Here is a 21,003-nt window from a genome sequence, read left to right on the forward strand (position 1 = left end):
GTTCCTAAGCAATCGCCTGCTCTGGGGCAAGACGCTCACTCAGCACACCGTCTTTTATCTCTATGATCCTTTGTGCCTGACTGGCCTGCTCCGTGTCATGTGTCACCATCAAAATACTCGTACCTTTGGCGTTGATATCTTTAAGCAGGGACATAATGCCATCAGCCATCTTTGAATCCAGGTTACCTGTGGGTTCATCCGCCAACAAAAATGCCGGGCTGCCCGCCAATGCCCGTGCGATTGCAACACGCTGCTGTTGACCACCAGAGAGCTGTTGTGGGTAATGATCTTTTCGACTTGCCAGACCGACCTGCTGCAAGGCGTCCATAACACGCTGTTTGCGCTCACTGGCGCTAAAGCTGCGATAACGCAGCGGCATTTCGACATTATCGAATAAATTCAGTTCCGGGATCAGATTAAACCCCTGAAAGATAAAGCCGATCTTCTCATTTCGTAAGCGCGACTTTTGCTTATCTGACAGGCCTGTGACATCGTTACCATCGAGCAAATACTGCCCTTCGCAATATTCTTCCAGCAATCCTGCAATGTTCAGAAAGGTTGTTTTACCTGAGCCAGAAGGACCAATAACAGCAACAAACTCGCCCTGCTGAACTTCCAGGTCAAATGGTTGCAGCGCTTGAGTTTTTACCGTATCCGTGTAATAAGCCTTCGCCAGTTTTGACATTTTAAGCATTAAAATTTCCTTATGGATTGTCTTTATTCTTGTAATTCTGGAGCTCGTTCACTCCTACAGCGACAGGCACACAAGACATGCCTGCCCTCAGGACAACGCGCTGGCAGCTTGAGAAGCTTATGTCTAAAATTAAGCACATAAGCAATCCGCCAGCGAACTCAAGAAGGTACACAAAAAAACATTTAAAGTCACGTTTTTTAAACGTTCCATTAAACTAAAGATGTCTCTGATTTTATCTACTACATTTGTTGTAGGTATTTGAAAGTAATAATTAAGCGTATTTTTAAGCGCTTAGATTTGTTAACAAAACAAAGTGCTGCTTACCCGCTTGTCGCGCACATAGTTTTTCGCTTATTTGACTTGTCTAAACGAGGGAAACATGACCGATATTATTGAGCCATTCGTACATTATCTGAACCAATTGCAAGCAATACTGGCACGCGACGACATTAAAGATGAACTACTAATGCGTCGTCTAAGCCCTGACATGTTTCCATTTCACCAGCAAGTTTCAACCGCCGCCGCACTCTCGTTACGATGCTGCTGTCCTTTATTTAACAGAGAAGTCGCGAACTTCAAGCGACCCATTGTGAGCGTCGCAGATTTACAAGAAGAAATAGATGACACTCTGGACTATCTAACGCAATTACAAGACGTCTCATTGGATGAAATGCCCACAAGTATTACTTTTGTGGCGGGGTTTACCAACCACACTCTGGAGCCTGAGAAGTACTTTCAGCTTTATGCCTGGCCCAACTTTTTATTCCACTTCTCAATGGCATACGCAATACTGCGCGCCGCAGGCATTCCCCTGGGCAAAGGCGACTTTGATGGCTTTCATCGCTACCCCGCCGGATTTTCATTCCCTTCCTGAACAGGCCTGGCAAGCCAACAAACCAGGGATGATAACAAAGGTGCCTCTTTGTCCCCCAAAGTTGGCTTTGCTGTTCTGACGTAGTTCACGCAGCCAACCGAGTGAACGAACAGCGCATCTACAGACTCCCGGGTAACCCCTAACGGCCCTTAACCTTCCTAAAGTTATGAGCTTGTTTGCCGATATATGTCTAACTTTAAGTAACAAGGATAAGGTTATTTATGAAGCTACACTTTCACACTTACCCCAATCGGACAGATCACCTCTTTGACCGGCAAACCCGCAGTGCTCAGGAAGCACAGGATACAGATCACGCAGCGATTGCCGACTCAGGAACACCTATCACAGACGAGCACTTAAAAACATTGCTCCCGGAAATCCCGAACCGTCCAGCCTCGCCTTTCACTTACCCAAGACCCAGTGCTGAACGGTCTGACTATGTTGGCTTTAAGCGTTTTCATATTGTCAGCCAGCATAGCGCAGACACGGAACATGGTCAGCTGAGTAAAGAATATGCTTATGGCGACCTGAGCGACACAGACGACATCAATGCGTTTCTCGCCCAACTTGACCGTCTGTCACCCGAGCAAAGGAATAAACTCGAGCACATTAAACCCAGTAAATCTCTGCTATCCATCGCTGAACGGCTAGATGATGAAGCGCTGTCTCAACTTGCAGATATATTAATAGACGCTGGCAGTACCCCTATTTTTTCTGAACAAAGACGAAACCAGGTGCCAGACCAACTCGTCGACGCACTTGCGGCTTTGTCTGATGACGTGCTGGGAGATACCATTGCAACCCTTGCCAGTCTGCGCGAACAAGGTGCAAGCTATCAGGCCCCAACTTCACCGGTAAGTCTTGATGAGCATGGTCAGGAGCACCTGCTAATGGCCTCATATGACCGCGAGAAGTTCTGGAAACATAAGATCAATCAACCCGTGGAAGAGATTGAGCTGCTGCATACCTTCGGTGATTTACTGATCAGCGGTAAATTTAAAGGCGATGATCTCAGTACGCTGAATACCCACCTGCAACAAAGTACCTTTGAGCAAAGCCGCGGCATACTGGATATGGCCACAGTCATTAAACCTTTTGAGAAGCACAGCATGCTCGAGATGCTGGATGAAGCTGACAAAGACAGCGAACCGAACATTTTTGTTTACCTGAGTCAGCAAGTCGACCTGTCTGCCCACCGTCAATACTACCAGAGCGAGAACAACGATATGGTGGTACAACAGGATTTACCGCCGAGTGACTCTGATCGTGGCCGACTCTACTCTGATATTTTAACTGCTTATGATGAATACGGGCTGGGGTGGATCAATGATGCACTGGAACACGTGGCAGATACGCCGCCACAAATTCAACGGCAACTGTGGAGTCAACTGCTGGATGATGCTGCGCAATTTGAAGATCAGTTTATCCGCTCAGATGCGTTGGAAAGCTGGGCAAATCAGGCGATCACTCCAATTTTGCATGCATTTCATGATCAACAGATTGAGCGCATTCGCGAATTTAACAGTGAACGTGAAGTGCCTGATTACCTTGGTAACCTCACTTACTTTGGCAGTATGCGTCAAGCGACTATCTCAGCCACTGATACGACAGAGTCCATACAGAGTCGTGCCGTAAACAATAACCATTCTGGAGAAGAATAAAACTGGCGCAGGGAATGCGCTTTTTGTTATCCGGGCGCACGGTGCAAAGGTTGCAGCCAAATATAATTAGGATATGATACCGAACACTTAACCAAGCTCATTACACTAATAACTCACAGAGCATGATGTATGACCAAAAGATTTTTCACACTGGTACTGCTAGTAACGGTATTCGTTTCCCAGGCATGGGCCTCAACCTTTAAACTCGACAGACATAGAGTAGTTCTGGATCAGGACATGCGCCGGGGCGAACTGCGCATTTATAACACCTCTGATAGCCTGCAAAGCTACCGGATATCGCTTATCGACATGCAAATGGATAAAGAAGGCATATTGAAGTTTGCACAGCAATATGAGTTTTCTGCCAAGCCTTACTTGCGAGTCGGGCCACGTGTTGCCAAAGATGTTTTGCCCAAACAATTTCAGAAAGTTCGGCTAATGAAAAAAGGCAAAATCCCGGAAGGAGAGTTTCGTGCACACCTCATGGTTGAAGCACTCAGTGGTGATGACCCAACGGAGCAAAGTGGTGCTATTCAGGTTAAAGCCAATTACAAGGTTGTCATTCCCGTTTTCATCAAAAACACTTCCTCAGTCACTGAGCTGTCGATTGGCGACATTACATTCAGTAAAGATGCCAGCAATCTGATAGTCAGACTGAACAAACAAGGCCCGGGGCACACCAGTGCAAACCTGGTAGTCAAAGAGGCTGAAGAAGAGCTGTTTCGGGTGAATCAATTCAGCCTATACCCAGAGCTCAGTCAACGGGATATGACATTACCGATTGAATACAAAGAGGTTGCCAGTAAAAAATTGACAATTCAGCTCGAAGATGTGGAGTCTAAAGAACCACTAAAAACTCTCGACGTCACCATTACAGAGGACCTGCTGAAGTAATGGCTGTCGGCTTATTGACTGGATTATGGTTAGTTGCTTCTGCGCAAAGTGTCGATACATTGACATATCTGAAGCAACAACAACGCCAGGCTAGTCAATTTAATGGAGTCAGTATCAATTTATTGGCGCCCATGACGTTTCCCCAGCTAAAACAAACGCCCGCAACCTGGGATGGTGCTTTTTGTAAGGCCAATGGCAAAAAAAATAAAAAAGCCGTAAAAAAGTCACTTTGCCCTGGTTTAAGAGGCTACAAAGCAGAGTTTGAAATTAGCGGTGAGCCCAGAAGCTACGTGGACATACACGTTTTTGGCAATGAAACCAAACAGGGTCTTACCTTTACCGTACAGAATAAATCAGGAGGCTTTAGCAAGCGCGTAAGAATAAAAAAAAGTGGAGTTGGCACATTTAGTGCAGGAGGTATTATAACGCTCAGTAACGCTCATGAAACAGGCAGCGGAGAATACGCTTTCAGCTACACAGTTACTGCGCTATATCAATAATAATTAAGGAAATAAACAATGTTTAAAAAAGCCTCCAGCACACTTGCACTGTTAGTTATGAGTTTTGGTTCAGCCGCAGCGACTTATCAGGTTGATGTTAACCTGGTGGTTGAGCGCGCACCTCTGCAAATTGCACAAACATCCGCTATGAGCTTTCCTGAGCTTTTGGTAAACGAAGCGTCGAAAAACGGTGACTCTTGTTACGCCGTAGAAACGCCGCTACCAAACCCAATCGCATCAGCCCTGTGTAACGATGCCAACGTTGGCGGTAAACGTGCCACTTTTACCGTATCAGGCACGCCTCACGCACAAGTTGTCTACACATTTTCTGCACCCGATCAGACGCAAGATGGACTTCGCTTTACCATGACAGACATGACAGCAGGTGCTCAGCTTGATAACGCAGGTGAAGCCAGCGTCTCATTCGCAGCCAGCATTGTACTGGACGACAAAGACATCGCAATCAATGCACCTGGTACCAAATCATTTAGCTATGACTTTGTTGCAGCTTACCAGTAATATCACCAAGTTCCCTTAAAGGCCCGGCCCAGCCGGGCCTTTACCATGCAGTATCTATACGTTTTATTCTTTCTATTGTCATTTTATTGCTCGCACACTTCAGCCCGGGAAGTAGGCGATATTGCCGACTTTGTGTTTGCTGATCTGTATGTCGACCAGCAAAACTTTCCCGAAGGGGCAGAGTTAATCACCGACAACTACGAAGATTATTATTTATCCCAGAATAACCTCAATGCATTGCTCGTTAGCCACCTCACTATTGACCCGACAGGCAACCGCTTATCCGGTGAAATTTGGGGTGAACAAATCGATATTGAACTGGATGAAGCGCACTGGGTTACGTTAGATGGAGAGCCCCATATCCGGCTCGACGTGTTGTTGGCACTCGGGATTGAATCAGACTTTAATACGCGCACTCAGGTGCTGGTTTTTGACACCCGGGAAAGACACCCCAGTTCACAGGAAAAAAAACGCGAGGCTCGAAAAAATATCCTTGCTGCAATGCAGCGAAAACGCGCTAACCAGCTTGTTTTGAACGACCAGTATCAGTGGTACACAGCACCTTATGTCGATGTGCAACTGTCTGCATCGGATAGCAAACAAAATTCCAGTGCTTCAGCCTATGTTTCTGTTAATCAGGATCTAGCACACCATCAGGCGCAAATCATACTCACTGACTCTGACAACGATAAACGCAACGGGCGCTTCCAGCTCTCCCGTACTCTCACTGAACTGAGCGAATATCAGTTTGGCGACTTGCAAGGTCTCACAGGCGCACTGCTGCAAGCCGGCGGAAGCGGTTTAGGTGTGCAATATGGGGCGACGCACAGCAGCGCGAGCAAACCACTCATCATCCAGGGCTATGCAGAGCCTGGTAGTGACGTCGAGCTCTATCGCAATGATGTACTGTTTGATCTGGTGCGGGTAACAGCCAACGGTCAGTACCGTTTTCGACCGCTCCAGGTGTTTAACTCGAATCACAGTTATCACTTGATGATCCAATCACCAGACGGAAAACGCGTTCGCCGGGCAGTCTCCCATCAGGCGCATTCTGGCTATAAACCTGGGCAGTGGTATAGCAACTTAACAGCCTACACAACCAAAGCATCAATTCTTAAAAAAAGACGCTTTAACCCACAGGAAAAATACCTCAACTCGCAATTGAATTATGTTGTCAGTGCCCAGGACGAAATAAACCTTGGTGGTGAATGGCTGGAAAACACCCGCCAGAAAACATTCTTATGGTATCTGGGCTGGGAACGGGCAAATAGATCAACCGATGCCAAATGGAGCCTCAAAGCAGGCGGACATGAGCAGTTCCATTATGATCTGAAATGGCTGACCCCACTGAGTACCACACAAACTTTAAGCCTTGCGTCCCAGCGTGGTTATGGTCAGTTTGGTAAGGAAAACATCAATACGCTGAATTATGAACAGACATTCAATCGCTGGCAGCTTAGTTCAACTTTAGGCCTAAGCCAGATAAATCAATTACATTATAAATCTATTGATGGCTATCTCAGCTACCAGGCCGACTCAGGCAGTGTCAGCACAAATGTCAGCCAAATAAGAGGAGATGACGCGCATGAGCAGCAATACTCTATGATTGGTAGCCTGTTTGGCAATTGGGGCAGAGCGAGGTTTAACTGGAACAAGTCAACCGGCTTGTTTGAACAACATTCGCTGGCGCTGAGTTACGCCAATCAGTTCAGTGGCTATCACGGCTCTTTGCAACTGCGTCGCTCCTTCACTCAGCGTCGAAATACCACATCGTTTTCGTTGTCGAAAACCTTCGATGCGATGGCAGTCAATGCCAGTGCCACCTACCATGAAAGCAATGGCTGGCAATTTGGCTTGTCTTGCTCATTTTCATTTTACGGGTCAAGACCGCTTAGCACCATCAGCAGTCAAAGTGGTCGACAGAGCAGTTCCGTCAAGCTGCGCGCGTTTTACGATCGTAATAACAATCAACGATTTGATGAGCAAGACCAGTATTTACCTGATATTGCCGTGATGATGCATGGCAACAAGGTTGACACTGTCCCTCATCCACAAGCCAGAACAGTACTTCACCTACCCGCAAATCGTCCGGTGACACTGGAAGTAGAACACAATGAACTGGACGTTCTCTACTTACAACCTCAGTTTGGACTCATAGAGGCCGACCTGCATCCAGGTGCTCAGCCCATTGTTGACGTTCCGTTTCACCTGCAATTCGAAGCTGAGGGCATCATTTCCCTGCGTAATGCCGACGGCAAACTTGCGGACCTCACTGGCCGGGTGGCGCTGCAACTGACCCGAGAAACCAGCGGTGAACAAACCATCATCTACACAGAATCAGATGGCTTTTTCTTTTTTGACAAGTTAAAGCAGGGAAAGTATCACCTTGAAGTCTCTTCACACTATCTGGCCCAAAAGGCGCTTACCTGTGACCCTTGCCAGTTACGCTTTACGCTGGATGAAAACAGCGAACAGCTGGTCATACTGGATGATTTGACACTGTTTCCAACTCCTCCGGAGCAACCCAAAAGCTAACGCTTACGCCAGCTAAACTGACGCCGATAGGCACTGGGTGTCATACCTGTTTGTGCTTTAAAAAACTGATTAAAATAGGCTGCACTGAGAAAGCCGCATTGCTGTGCCACCACCCCGATAGGCCGATGCTCAGTAGCCAGTAAATGCTGTGCACGCTGACAGCGCAGCAGCGCGCAATACTGTGAAAAAGAACAGCCGAGCTCTTGCTGAAACCACCGCTTTAACGTCGCGGTGCTGACATTGATATGCGCTGCACACTGGGCCTGGCTGGGCGGATCATCAATCCGACGGGCAATGAAGGCCTGAACACGCGCTAACCGCTCTGAGATACGCGAATGAGCAAGCCGGATCCCTTTGGCTGGACAGGCGCGCAGCTCAGTCAGTATCTCACATAGCAAAGTCAACCGACCAACCGGACTTTTCGTATGAAGCGCAAGACACTGTTCACGCACCTGCTCAGCAGCATCCCGACTGAAGACCAGCCCACTTTCAATACGCTCAAGCCAGCCTTGCAAGTCTGCCAGCTCCGCAATGGCGCAGTCCAATAATGCCTTAGGCCATAACACCACCACGACCAGCTCAGCCATGTCATTGGGTGCCTGACTGTCCCAGGTATGGGGCACTCCGGGTGCAACCAACGCCAGATCAATGTCATCAAACTCATGAATGGCAGTGCCGATAAATCCGCTGCCTTGTGCTCCGATAGTCAGGATCAGCTCAAAGCAATCATGCTGATGCCACTCAAACATGACCTTTTGTTTTTCGATGTATTTAACTTGCACTGATTGATTCAGTGCAAATCGGATCGGTACGGGTTTTCCGGTATTAACAGTCAATTGGAGCCGATATATATAAATAATGAGCTAATAACTAAAATATTAAGTGGTTTGTTTGGCAAAGTAAATGCTCTCTAATGTACCTGGATGTAACGATGAATTTTGTTTTTGATTTAGATGGCACGACCGTATTCCATGCCCAGCGCATGCATGATGAAATCAAAGAGGGCCTGTTAGCACTGGAGCGTCAGGGTGGTCAGTTATACTTTGCCACAGCCCGGCCTCTGCGAGATACACTACCTGTATTGCCTGAATGCTTCTGGCATCACCCCATCATCGGCTGCAATGGTGCCATGTTCAGTCAAAATAAATCAGTGGTTAACGCACATTGCTTCGATCCAATGCAAATAACCACTGTGCTTAATTGGCTGGACAATCACGAGATTGCGTATTTATTTGACGGCCACTGGCAGTATGCCATCTCGGATAAGCCGCACCATTTTCATCAGCATGTGGCCGAACTCGGTATTCCGCCTGGCTGTAACCAGACTTTGAGGCATGAGCCCATAGTTAAATTACTGGTGCTGGAAGACCAACATCATGATCAAGTTAAGCATATGTGCGAACAGACATTGAGCCATTTTGAAGTCTACCACCACAATGGCCACCATTGCTTTGATTTGGTCCCTGAGCGCAGCAACAAGCTCACAGCACTGCTGGACCTTGGCCTGAATATGCAGCAAACCGTGTGTTTTGGTAACGATTTCAATGATATTGCAATGCTGGAAGCTGCCCGGCAAGCCTATGTTGTCGGCGAACAAATAACACCCAATTGCGACTATATTCAGTTAAAACAAGAAACTGTGGCATCGACCTTGATAAACTTGGCAAAAGAATTGAAGCATGATGGCCAGTTGTAAGTTCAGTTGAACTAACCGCTAAGCCATAAAAGGAGAGAAAATTCGCCGCTGCTGAGAGCGGCGAATAAAAGGTTAAGGCTGACTTGCAACCAGTACTCTGTCTAACAACACCGAGCTGCCAAGCTCTGCTCCATCATCAGACATATCCGAAGCATGTGCTGCCTGCATTAAACGCTCAAAGCTGCTCTGTACAGCACTTTGTTCGCTCACTGTAAACAACCTGCCTGCCACATCCTGAGGGGTTAACACCACCGAATCGGCAAACTGAAAATGCTCCAGTTGATGGGCGTCCTGCGACGTTTCGTCAAAATAGTTAAGAACCGTCACACTGCTTGTCGCAGACAACTCGATGATCAGATCCGACTCTGATTGTTTAAACTGGACGTCTGTAGAGCGCGCTGATTCAAATTTCAAAGTCTCTGAGCGGGATGCCGACTCATCAAAATTGTTGATCATTACATGCCCTGCCTGAGCACCGATCACATAGGTATCGTCACCACCGCCACCGATAAGGTAGTCATTTCCACCACCAGACATGATCCAGTCGTCTCCTTGCTTACCATCGATCATATCAGCACTTGAGCTGCCCAATAAGGTGTCATTGTTAGCCGCTCCCGAGAAGCGTGACCCAAACTGCGTTTCATCAGGCAAGTTATCATACTGAACGGAGCGCTGCCTGCTGGGGTTTGCCATGCCAAATGCAGAGAAGATCTGATCCGCAGAAATGCTCGAACCGTCCGAAAGCTGAATTTGCTCTACCACAAAATCACCGCCAAGGAACCAGTTTTTAACCGTTAACTTATCACCGCCAGAGCCGATATTTAGCACCAGGTTATCACCCGACTTTTGCAGACCACGTGCAACATCTGAAAAACTAATCCCTTGTAGCTCAATTACATCATCGCCACCATGGGTGTTGTCAATCACATCCTGACCATCACCTGCTCGGAATAAGTAACGGTCATGGCCTCGGCCACCTATCAAAACATCATTGCCTTTCCCACCCGACAGCGTGTCATTGCCAGAAAGCCCTTCAAGGATTTCATCCCCCTCGGTGCCGCTCAATGTATCGTTTCCGGCAGTCCCATAGGAAACCGGCGTTGCGGGTGCTTCCGGGTCCGGTAATGGCAAGCCAAAGGCATCATAAATTTGCCCCGCATCAAACATGCCACCGGTTTCGAACTGGAATAGCTCGACAATATTATGACCACTGGCAAAAAAGCCTTCTATCGTCAGTGTGTTCTCATTACTGCCGTTAATCCTTAGTACAAGATCATCCCCGGAACGGGTAAGGCCAGACGCCACATCCGAAAACGTAATGCCATTTCTGAATATGACGCTATCAACACCATGACTGTCTCGGATAACATCTTTGCCGCTGTCGTAGAGGTAATAGTCATCATCACGGCCACCCAATAAGATATCATCACCAGCACCGCCTACCAGATCATCCGAGCCTGCGCCGCCACTCAAGACATCATCACCATCGCTGCCAGTCAGGATATCCGAATTACCACCGAGGTTTTCCACTGAAGCGGTGTTGTCTGAGCCATTACTGTCACCGCCGCCAGATGGATCTCCAGTACCCGGGTCGACAACGACATTTTGCTCTATCTCACTACTGCTAAGCAATGTGCCATCTGCAAACTGTAACGCGTTGATTTTGTAATGCTCTGAACCCATAAACCAGTTTTTAACGGTTATAGTGTCGGCTTCACCTGCGATTTCAATCACCAGATCTTTATTCACTTGACGGAATACGAGATCTTCTTTTCGGATCCCCTCACCAAAGCGGATCACATCATGCGAGGCTTCAGATTGTGGGCTGGGCATGCGAGGATCCCATTCAGTAATCGTGTCCTGACCGTCACCCTTGTTGAAAATATAAGTATCATTTCCCAGGCTACCGAAAATTTCATCATTCCCTTTACCACCCTCAAAGGTGCCTGATACCCGATAAAAATCATGAAAGTAAGCCATTAATTTATCATCACCTTCTCCGCCTAGCAGGTGATTATCATCAAAAAAGCCAGCTCTCAGTTCGTCGTTACCGGTACCGCCATCCAGATAACCATTGCCCTCAATGAGATCGTTACCTGCACCACCGTATAGTTTAGAGTAAACCTGACCGTGAGAAATAATGGTGTCGTTGCCACCCAGGCCATGGATCTCAACGGCTGATTGAGATTTTCCATATAGCTGATCGTCACCTTCGGTGGCCGTATTCATCAACTGGAACAGATCTTCATAGGTCAATTTTTGGCCGTCAGAAAACTCTATTACTTCAACCGCTTTATAACTTTTTCCATCCCCCCAGAAGTAACCATCCAGAAATATCTGACTGCCATCTTCTTTCGCAATAATGGTCAGGTGATCTTGCTCTCTGACGAATCGCACATCAGCCAGGGTGATCCCATCTTCAAATACAATGCGGTCGTTTTGTGAACCAGACTCTTCAATAACATCCTGTCCCCAGTATTTAGAAAACAGGTAAGTATCTTCGCCTGATCCGCCTTGTAATATGTCGTCATCATATCCACCGTCTAGTCGGTCATTGCCGAAACCGCCAATCAGCTTATCCTGGCCTTCTCCTCCGACCAGGTAGTCATCATCCTTGCCACCATCCAGCGTATCGTTATCATAACCACCAAACAGCCTGTCAATACCCTCTCCTCCATTAAGAGTGTCATTGCCTCCTCCGCCGTATAATGTATCCCGGCCTTCGCCACCTTCAACCTGATCGTTTCCAAGCCCACCTGTCAGGTGGTCATTGCCTTGCAAACCCTGGATGGTATCGTCCCCTGCTCCACCCTCTATCAGATCCGGCTGAGTAAACCCGACAATCACATCATCAGATGCCGTAGATGCTAATATTTTGGCCTTGAGCTGTTCATAGGAAATCACTTCACCATTGGCAAAATGAAATTCATCAATATGTGCACTGATGCGCATAACACCGAATTCAGTCTCTGACGCAAAGAAACTTTCGACCAGCAGTGAGTCCTGACCATGTTCAATCAACAAGGAGTCATCAACACGCTTAAACACCATGTCGCTGAGCAATATGCCGTAGCCAAATGAAATGACATTGTGTGGATCATAGCGCCAATCAGCATTGATGAGATTGCCATTCTCATCAAGGTAGGTCTCAAAGCTCTCTGATGGTGCAAGTAACTTGTCTTGTCCCCACCCTTGCTCAAAGTAGAAGACATTATCACCCAATGTGTCTTTTAATGTATCGTTACCCGTACCACCCGAGATAAAGTCGTCGCCGCTGCCACCTTCCAGATTGTCATCACCGGCACCACCAAACAAGGCATCATCGCCGGAGCCTCCGTTAAGCGTATCATTACCTTCATCACCAAACAGCTCATCATGACCATGATCACCGTGCAAGATATCCTGGCCAGTCCCACCGTATAAATCGTCATTCCCTGACTTGCCACTAAGCTGATCATCACCTGCATGACCATACAGTATGTCATGCTCATTGTAGTTACCTTCCAGCGTATCGTTCTGCGCATCACCATTTACCGTTAACAACTGCTCCTTTACCTCTGAAGCAGTCATCTCAGTGCCATCGTGAAATTCAAATACATCAATTTGCTGGTGCTGACTGGTAAGGTAGTCGCGAATGGTAATGGTCTCGCCACTGGGCGAGATTGTCAGTACGACGTCCTTATTTTGACGCGAGATATGAATCTGCTCTTTTGTGACACCCGGACCAAACACGATTTTATCGTGTGCATCTGACTTATATTGCGAGTTATCATTGATGATGATGTCATTGCCATCTCCCAGATCCCACAGGTACACATCATTACCTTCGCCCCCAGTCAGAGTATCGTTGCCCTGGCCACCACGCAGTATATCCTCACCGTTATAACCGCTTAACAAGTCATTCCCTGCTTCGCCGTTTAACTCATCGTCCCCAAAGCCTCCATTTAACGTGTCATTACCAATACCACCGAACAAGATATCATTATCGGCACCGCCAAACAGACCGTCATCCCCCGCACCTCCTGTGATAAGGTCTTCTCCGGCGCCACCATATATACGATCATCGTTTTGACCGCCCGACAGATAGTCTTTTTTACTGGTTCCATTTAATATGCTTTGCGATGATGTACGCCTTACAAAACTCAATTCGGCTAACGCTGCACGTTTGGCAGGGTCACGCACAGCAGCGACAATCTCAGCCTGCATGCGAGGATAGAAATGCTCGAAGACTTCTAAGTCCGACTTGCCATTTTCTTGTAACAGAGCAACTTCAGGAAACATTTCTGATTCACTGATCACGCTATCGGTAATGGCCAGCAATTTACCAAAGTCACTGTTTTCCAACTCTGCTCTCTTTTGCGTATCAAGCAATAGAATACGTAGTTCATCTTTAACCAGATGATATATATCAACCAGCATTGAGTGACCAGGCTCAGAATAATGATTCAGTATATCGATATATCTGAACAGATAGTCGCCATGTATTTTGCCATCTTCTATATCTGTAATAAGCTGGCTCACAGATGCTTCTAATTCCACCGTGTCGTCGTCGAGAAAACCAAGATATGGTGCCAGCGTAGAAGTCGATAGCATCTGAAAGTAAATACCTTCCAGCGTTTCGTCAAAGAGTGCTTTTCCTTCCCCCTCCAGAAAACCCAGCCGCCAAAGTGTGATTTCTTCACCCCAGAGCTTTTCGATAAACTGCACATAACCAGAATTAATACCTTGTGTTGGAGAGTCGGCGGGAATACCCGTCCACTGCCAAATTATGCTCGCCATCATGTTACGTTGCACAACCGGATCCGTTTCTTGTGCAAAGGCGCGCACCATATTTTTTAACTCGTCGCCTTCTTCAAGTAACATGGCGTATCGCAGCGACGCCATATTGCCGTAGCCGTCAGCGTCGGGTAACGCCATTATCTCAGCAGGGATTGTCTTGTCTTTACTCTGGTGAATTTCAATAGGAATGGTATTAATCGTATCTCGCTCAAACCATAAGCTCTCCGTTAATCCCTGGCTGCCATCCTCTTTAGTAAAATAGCCAGCACCACGATGGTCTACCCCATTGGGATCCACACCGCTGCCACGCGCAGTCTGTAATGACAACTCTGTTACATTCAGCTCAGCAAGGCTAAATAACTCCCCTTCATCACTGACGCCATCACTGTTTAGATCCTGCCATACTTTTAGCTCGGCAAAACGCTCGTCCTCAGCATTAATGATGCCATCACCATTACTATCAAACTCCGCCAGTGCCTCATAGCCATCTCTTGCAAGTGTACCGTCGGCCAATCGGGTTTCTGTACCAAACAGTTCACCGCCGCCGTTGACTATGCCATCCTGATTTCGATCTAAGAACAAAAAGCCATCGTCAGGTGCCAGCCAACTCACCCTTTCCGCAAAACCGCTATTGTCTAAATCAAAGTGCACGCCATTTTCAAGTGATTTGGTTTCAATGCCATCCCCATCTAAATCCAGTGCCAGTGGATCTTTGTTCACAGGCGGAGGCGGGGGAGGCGGCTTAGGCTTGCGCTTTGGTTTCGGCCTTGGTTTTGGCTTTACCACATTGCCGCTGTCGTCATCATCTCCATTGCCATTACCAGTACCACTATCAGGCTGGTAGGGGACGTAAGGTGTACCATCCGGATGAATCAGTTTACCCGTGATCACATCTCGCAGCACCAACGTCGAATAGTCCACAAACTCACCGGTGTGAGTGTCTATCAGCTCAACACCGGGAGGACGTAAATTGGTAGAGGCGTCTTTGTAACCTCCTTTAGTGATCGAGCCATCGGTATTAACCCAAAGTTGATCACTGGGGTGAATATCCTGCCCCATATAAATAAGGTAAGGTTCTAGTGGAAGGCCAGTACCGATTTTACATTCAAACCCACCGACCGGAAAATCCGCCGAGTCCAGCTCGGTTTTAAGCTGACCAACAAGATCATTAAATTTGGTGAACATGGCTGTTTTACGATCGTCCGCCAGCAGGCTATGCTCACCCTTGTTATTGACATCGACAACATTATTGAGATAGTTATTAATCTTGCCCTTTTGCTCACTGAGTAACGAATACAATTGCTTTTTTTGCGCCAGTGTCATTGATTCCAACACTTTGAACGCTTCCGCAAAACGGCGCTCCTGCAACCCATATGGCCTGCCATCGACCTTGCCATCATCGTTGAAGTCCTTGGACCTATTACTGCCAAACAGCACTTCAAAAAAAGCATTATGAATGTTGCCGCTGACAATCGCAGCTGACAGGTTTTTACCTACCATGGCCTTGGTACCGCCATTAAAGGCCAAAGATAATACTGTGGTACGCTGCGACTCACTCAGCCCATCCCAGTGGGCTTTGGCATCGGCTTGACTTATTTCCTGGCGGCTCGCCAGGGTTTTAATAATTTGCTTTTCATAATCCTGCATGGCCGTGTCGAAAATGGGCTTCATGGCCTCTTTGGCTGCAGTATCATCGCCAAACTCACTAAAACTAAAGGTATCCTTTGCTTTGGCCTTTAATTCGGGAGCGGTAATTTTATCTTTATACTTCTTTAATATGTCGTTTATTTTTTTGGTGTTGGCACTGAGCGTACTTTTGTTCCATTCTGCTTTATCAATGACCTTTTTAATTTCACCTTTAAATAAGCTATAGTTATCTTTTCCTATATTATCATTGCTATAGCCCAGTTTATCCAGCACTTGTATAAGCACATCTTCATTTCTAAGGTTGTAACCAACACCAATTGTTGGTATCCCTTTATGATCAAAGTAGATGTCTTTTTCAACACCTTCATATTTTGATATAAAATCAAAAACATTATTTTCACTAGTCAAAACACACTCCTTTCGCGATTAAATAAAAACTAGTAGTTATACCAAAAACCACACCAACTCTCTTCTGCACGCCCTTTATCAATTGATTTTATATAATCCATTTTAACATATACCTTAGCCCCCAAATCAGCGTGCTTTAATGTGGCTACGATCTCGTTTTTTGTAAAACTAAATACTTTACCTTCAAAAACAGTTAACCTGTTCTTACTTCTTTTTCCAATAGACTTTAATTCTCCATCATCACCAACGGTATAATAATCCCTATGATAACCGTGCTCTAAAGCTTTCTTAAAAACTCCATCCTGGCCTAGCTCACGCCACCTTTTTAATTTATCATCCACATCCTCTTCATAACCAAGTCCCTCACAAAATACATCCGGCCTGGAATATCTTACCAACCTCTCCTTATTTCCATCTCCATCAATATCTAAATAAGTCATTTCCATCTTTATATAACCACTTTGATATTTTTTCAGTTGCTCCTGCCAGTTGGTTTGCTCTTTATGGTTAAGCTGCGCTATTTGCTTATCCAGCTGCTTAAGTAGCTCCCCCTCAACCGATTTAAAGGGCAGCGTTTTAAATCCAGAGTCGTTCAGATTAGGGAGTTTACAGCCGCGAAAATCTTCCCTCGGCGTGCGGTTAAGCACCTTGAGGTAAGCCTGACATTCTTTATCGCCCCAGCCGTAGGTCGTCAGCCTGAAGTTGGGTAGCGGCGTGTCCTGACCATTGATCTGGGCTATCCGAGCCTGATAGGCACGGGTAAAGCAAGTGTCTGTCTTGCACTGTGCCAGCACGGATTTATCCCACTGTCGCTGCTCAGCCAAAAAGTCCTCTTTGGCGGCCATACAATCCCAATCATCTTCACGACGCAGAATTTCAGCATCCTGACAGAGCCAGGCTCGCTGGTTATGAAACGCCACATTCAACGCTTCATTGGCTGCTGTTAAAGTGGTTGACTGACATATTCGTTTATCCAGCTCAGACGTCGGTTGTTTACAATTTGCTCCCACCGCCCAGACATAGTGGGGCAGTAGCAACAAGGTACTGCTGAGTACAGCCAGTTTAGTGAAACTAGACATAATGCTTCCTTATTTTGGATTAAGTGTTGCGCCTTAACGCTCGCGGGCACCTTCGTCCAGGTGCTGTACAACGGGTGATAACAAAAATTCGATGATCCGACGCTGACCAGTTTTTACTTCCGCAGATACACTCATACCTGCGCTTAGCGGCACAACGCGGCTATCAACCAGGATAGTCTGTTGATTGATGGCTACTTTGACAGGAAAATACAGGCCGAGCTGCTCATCTTCTACCGCATCTGTAGACACGTCGAGTACTTCACCTTCGATGATCCCGTAACGGGTAAACGGAAAGCTGTCGATTTTCACCTCAACAATCTGTCCCTGATACGTAAAGCCAATGTCTTTGTTTAATAACCGTGCTTCTACTATCAGTTCATCCTCTGCCGGTACTATGGTCAGTAATTGTTGAGCTGGGGTGACTACTTCACCGAGTGTGCTCAGTGCCAGCGCCTCCACAGTGCCAGACACAGGTGCATACAGCTTATTTTGGTTTAACAAAAACTGAGATTTTGCCAGTTCTTGCTGCGCATTCACTAACTCCTGCTGTAGCTGGTTGAGCTCAGCCTGAGCTATGCGTATTAAAGTCGCTTTTAACGTTTCCTGTTCCTGCCGTGTTGCTTTTATGGTGGCCTGCAAGGTTTCTATGGTTGCCAGCTCAATATGACGCTGTTCACGATTGTGAATCGCCGTTTGTTTGATTTCCAGATACTCTTCTCGCGAAACCAGTTTGTTAACTTGTAGCCGTTCCAGCGCTTGCGCTCGTTCCTCAACCAAAGGTAGCACCTTGTCCAGCTGAGTCAGCTTCGCTCGTGCGCCGGCCAGTTCGGCTTCATACCTAAGCAATTGCGATGACAGCGAGGCCCGCTCACTATGATACTCGGCCAGTTCTGCTTCAAGCAGCGCTTGCTGTGCCGGGTTGAGTACTCCAGTGCTTGGTGGTTTAACCTGATTAAGGCGCGCAATAAGTCGCTGTTTACGGCGGATCTGCTGAGAAAAGTCCTGTGTTGACAACCTGATACGCTGAAAGTTTGACTCGGTAATTGCCGGGTCGAAAGACACCAGTAACTGGCCTTGCTCAACCCGCTGCCCTTCATGCACATGGATCCCCCGCACCACAGCAGTTTCCAGCGACTGGATCACTTTGACCTTTTGTTTGGGGATCAGCTGACCCTGTGCAATTGCCACGATATCTACCCGGCCAACACAGGCCCAGATAATCGCAATGATTAAGCAAACCAGTAAAGTCCAGACAATCGCCCGTGCTCCTTTTGGCGGCGGTGCGGCCTGGATCTCTAAAGCTGGCGCCAAAAATTCATATAACTGAGCGTCCGACTTGCGACTCATGGCGTCACCTCCGGCTCCAAAGAAGCGTACTGCACCTGTCCCTGATGCTGAATATGCGACAAGTGCGCATAGTGGCCCCCCTTTCTGAGCAGCTCAAAGTGGGTGCCCTGCTCCGCAACTTCCCCCTTGTCAATAACCAAAATACGGTCGGCATTTTGCACTGCACTCAGGCGATGGGCGATAATAAACACAGTGCGGTTGTTGGCGATACGTGCCATATTGTTGGCAATGATCTGCTCAGACTCATAGTCCAGTGCACTGGTCGCTTCGTCGAAAATGAGGATAGGCGGGTCGTTCACCAGTGCCCTGGCAATTGCCAGACGCTGTCGCTGACCACCCGAAAGCATGCCGCCTTGTTCACCTATCTGGGTATCATAAGCTTCTGGCAGTTGTAAGATAAACTCTTCAGCGCCAGCCAGCCGGGCCGCTTCGATTACCCGCTCCAATGGCATCGACGGGTCGCTCAGCGCAATATTGTCGCGCACGGAGGCATTAAACAAAAAGTTTTCCTGCAACACAACGCCAATTCGGGTTCTTAACCAGGCCGGTGGTAATAAACTGATATCAATACCGTCGATAAATACACGACCCTGGTGGGGTAAGTACAAGCGCTGGATCAATCGGGTTAATGAGCTTTTTCCAGAACCTGAGCGCCCCACAATCCCAATGACCTCGCCCGCTTTAATGGTCAGGTTTATGTTATTCAAAACAGGCGGCCTGTTCGGTGCATAACGAAACTCAACATCTTCAAATCGCACCTCGCCACGCAGTTTTGGCAGCATCATGTTATTTGAGCCTTGTGTTTCGGTGGGTGTATTCAGTACGTCCCCCAATCGAGCCAAAGATATTTTAGCTTGCTGAAAATCCTGCCATAAATTTGCAAATCGCATGATAGGCGCAGCAACACGCTGTGCAAGAATATTAAATGCAATAAACTGACCTATGGTAAGCACGCCACTGGTAACAGCAATGGCACCAAAATAGAGGATCAATAACCCGGTTACTTTTGTTACATACCCGGACAACTGACCATAAATATTATTAAGCTGAAACGCCTGAAATGAAACCCGGACGTAATTTGCCAGTTTTTCATCCCAGCGCTGCCTGAGCTGAGGTTCAACCGCCAGAGATTTGATGGTTTCGATGCCATTGACAGATTCGACCAAAAACGAATGATTTTCTGCACTACGCTGAAACTTAGCCTCCAGCCGGGTTCTCAGACTTGGTCCCAACAGCACCGCAATCACAAAGTAAAAAGGCAGACTGGCAACCACAATCCATGTCAGGCCCGGCGCGTAATAAAACATGATGGCAAAGAAGACCACAGTAAAAAACATGTCCAGTACCACGGTAAGGGCTGATCCGGTCATAAACTCCCGAATGGTATCCAGCTCTTTTATACGGGCAACGGTATCTCCAACCCGACGTGACTTGAAGTAGGCCAGCGGTAACGCCAACATATGTTGGTAAAGTTCACTACCCAGACTAACATCCACACGGTTGGTGGTATGACTGAACAAATATGAACGTAAACCAGTCAGTATTACTTCAAACGTGATCACAAATAAAAAACCGACGGCCAGTACATCGAGCGTTGTCATGCCTTTGTGTACCATGACTTTATCTATTGCGACCTGGAAAAAAATAGGCGAAGCCAATGCCAGCAATTGAATAAAGAACGAAGCCAGCAGCACGTCTGTAAAATACACTTTATATCTGGCCAGCGCGGGTAAAAACCATTTGAAGCCAAACTGAACCTGGCTTCCACCTTGCCTGGAACGTGGTGTCAGCATCAGCATTCGGGGCTTAAATTCAGCAATAAACTGAGCGTGTGAGAACTCTTTTGGTGGCTGTTGCAGGTCACTGTGCTGCACTAAAACCCCTACAGGGGTGATTTTAGCGATAACAACAAACTGGCCATCCAGGGTTTCAGCCATGGCCGGAAGCAAGTCATCATTAATTTTTTCTAATTTAACAACTTTAAACTTGGCTTTATATCCAACTGAACGCGCCGCCCTCAGGATCTGAATATCAGAAAACTCATCACCAGCACCTTCATTGACCACAAACTCATGACGGATATCGTTTATATTTATGGACTTTCTATGAAATTTACCGATTAATGACAAGCATAGAATGGCATTATCGAAACGCGTTTGCGCCGACCTTCTTTCATTATTATTATTAACTTTCAAAGTTAAATTTCCTTTTCCCAAAAAGGGACGTTCCTTTTTCGCAGACTTTATCAATCAACTTTTTCAACTTCAATAAAAAAGTACCAGATTATGACTTAAACATAAGTTGTTGAAAGAACTTGTATATTAATCATCCCGCAGTGTGACTTTTTCTTCTCACCGAACCTGGTTTGCA

At 46.9% G+C, this 21,003-nt stretch carries 13 protein-coding genes; 7 read left to right on the plus strand and 6 right to left on the minus strand.

Features of this window, described 5'->3' with window-relative positions; genetic code table 11:
* Positions 1-4 precede the first annotated feature (4 nt).
* Positions 5-694, minus strand: coding sequence for an ABC transporter ATP-binding protein (locus AT705_RS07845; RefSeq protein WP_010386899.1), 690 nt, complete (start codon positions 692-694; stop codon positions 5-7).
* A gap of 379 nt (positions 695-1,073) precedes the next feature.
* On the opposite strand from AT705_RS07845, the gene AT705_RS07850 reads away from it, so the two are divergent.
* From AT705_RS07850 to AT705_RS07875, 6 genes are all read left to right on the plus strand, one after another.
* Positions 1,074-1,568, plus strand: a complete 495-nt coding sequence (locus tag AT705_RS07850) for a DUF1993 family protein (RefSeq protein WP_049863542.1) — start codon at positions 1,074-1,076, stop codon at positions 1,566-1,568.
* 221 nt (positions 1,569-1,789) lie between these two features.
* Complete coding sequence (locus AT705_RS07855; RefSeq protein ID WP_058796160.1) at positions 1,790-3,229, plus strand: hypothetical protein; 1,440 nt, start codon at positions 1,790-1,792, stop codon at positions 3,227-3,229.
* Between the two features lie 129 nt (positions 3,230-3,358).
* Entirely contained in the window at positions 3,359-4,123 is a 765-nt protein-coding gene (locus tag AT705_RS07860; RefSeq protein WP_058796161.1) for a hypothetical protein, read from the plus strand.
* The gene (locus AT705_RS07865) at positions 4,123-4,623 is read left to right on the plus strand and encodes a hypothetical protein (RefSeq protein ID WP_058796162.1); all 501 of its coding nucleotides are present in this window, start codon (positions 4,123-4,125) and stop codon (positions 4,621-4,623) included. Before AT705_RS07860 ends, AT705_RS07865 begins: the two co-directional genes overlap by 1 nt.
* A gap of 18 nt (positions 4,624-4,641) precedes the next feature.
* Positions 4,642-5,142, plus strand: coding sequence for a DUF4402 domain-containing protein (locus AT705_RS07870; protein WP_058796163.1), 501 nt, complete (start codon positions 4,642-4,644; stop codon positions 5,140-5,142).
* Positions 5,143-5,187: 45 nt separating this feature from the next.
* Positions 5,188-7,677, plus strand: coding sequence for a hypothetical protein (locus AT705_RS07875; protein ID WP_058796164.1), 2,490 nt, complete (start codon positions 5,188-5,190; stop codon positions 7,675-7,677).
* On the opposite strand, the gene AT705_RS07880 is transcribed toward AT705_RS07875, so the two are convergent.
* A complete protein-coding gene (locus tag AT705_RS07880) occupies positions 7,674-8,459 on the minus strand; it encodes an AraC family transcriptional regulator (RefSeq protein ID WP_058796165.1) in 786 nt (261 codons plus the stop codon). The two genes, AT705_RS07875 and AT705_RS07880, sit on opposite strands and share 4 nt — an antisense overlap.
* A 149-nt stretch (positions 8,460-8,608) precedes the next feature.
* Between AT705_RS07880 and AT705_RS07885 the strand changes: the two genes are divergently transcribed.
* The gene (locus AT705_RS07885) at positions 8,609-9,373 is read left to right on the plus strand and encodes an HAD-IIB family hydrolase (protein ID WP_058797934.1); all 765 of its coding nucleotides are present in this window, start codon (positions 8,609-8,611) and stop codon (positions 9,371-9,373) included.
* Positions 9,374-9,445: 72 nt separating this feature from the next.
* Here the strand turns inward: AT705_RS07885 and AT705_RS07890 are convergent, their stop codons facing one another.
* From AT705_RS07890 to AT705_RS07905, 4 genes are read right to left on the minus strand one after another with little or no spacing between them, the layout of a single operon-like run.
* On the minus strand, positions 9,446-16,207 hold the full coding sequence (locus AT705_RS07890; RefSeq protein ID WP_058796166.1) for a calcium-binding protein: 6,762 nt from the start codon (positions 16,205-16,207) through the stop codon (positions 9,446-9,448).
* 29 nt (positions 16,208-16,236) lie between these two features.
* The gene (locus AT705_RS07895) at positions 16,237-17,286 is read right to left on the minus strand and encodes a lysozyme inhibitor LprI family protein (protein WP_058796167.1); all 1,050 of its coding nucleotides are present in this window, start codon (positions 17,284-17,286) and stop codon (positions 16,237-16,239) included.
* Positions 17,287-17,319: 33 nt separating this feature from the next.
* Entirely contained in the window at positions 17,320-18,633 is a 1,314-nt protein-coding gene (locus AT705_RS07900) for an HlyD family type I secretion periplasmic adaptor subunit (RefSeq protein ID WP_082668941.1), read from the minus strand.
* Positions 18,630-20,828 (minus strand): type I secretion system permease/ATPase, encoded by a 2,199-nt coding sequence (locus AT705_RS07905; RefSeq protein WP_058796168.1) that lies wholly within the window; start codon positions 20,826-20,828, stop codon positions 18,630-18,632. The genes AT705_RS07900 and AT705_RS07905 overlap by 4 nt, the downstream gene beginning before the upstream one ends.
* Positions 20,829-21,003 lie beyond the last annotated feature (175 nt).

The organism is Pseudoalteromonas rubra, from assembly GCF_001482385.1.
GTDB classification, from domain to species: domain Bacteria; phylum Pseudomonadota; class Gammaproteobacteria; order Enterobacterales; family Alteromonadaceae; genus Pseudoalteromonas; species Pseudoalteromonas ardens.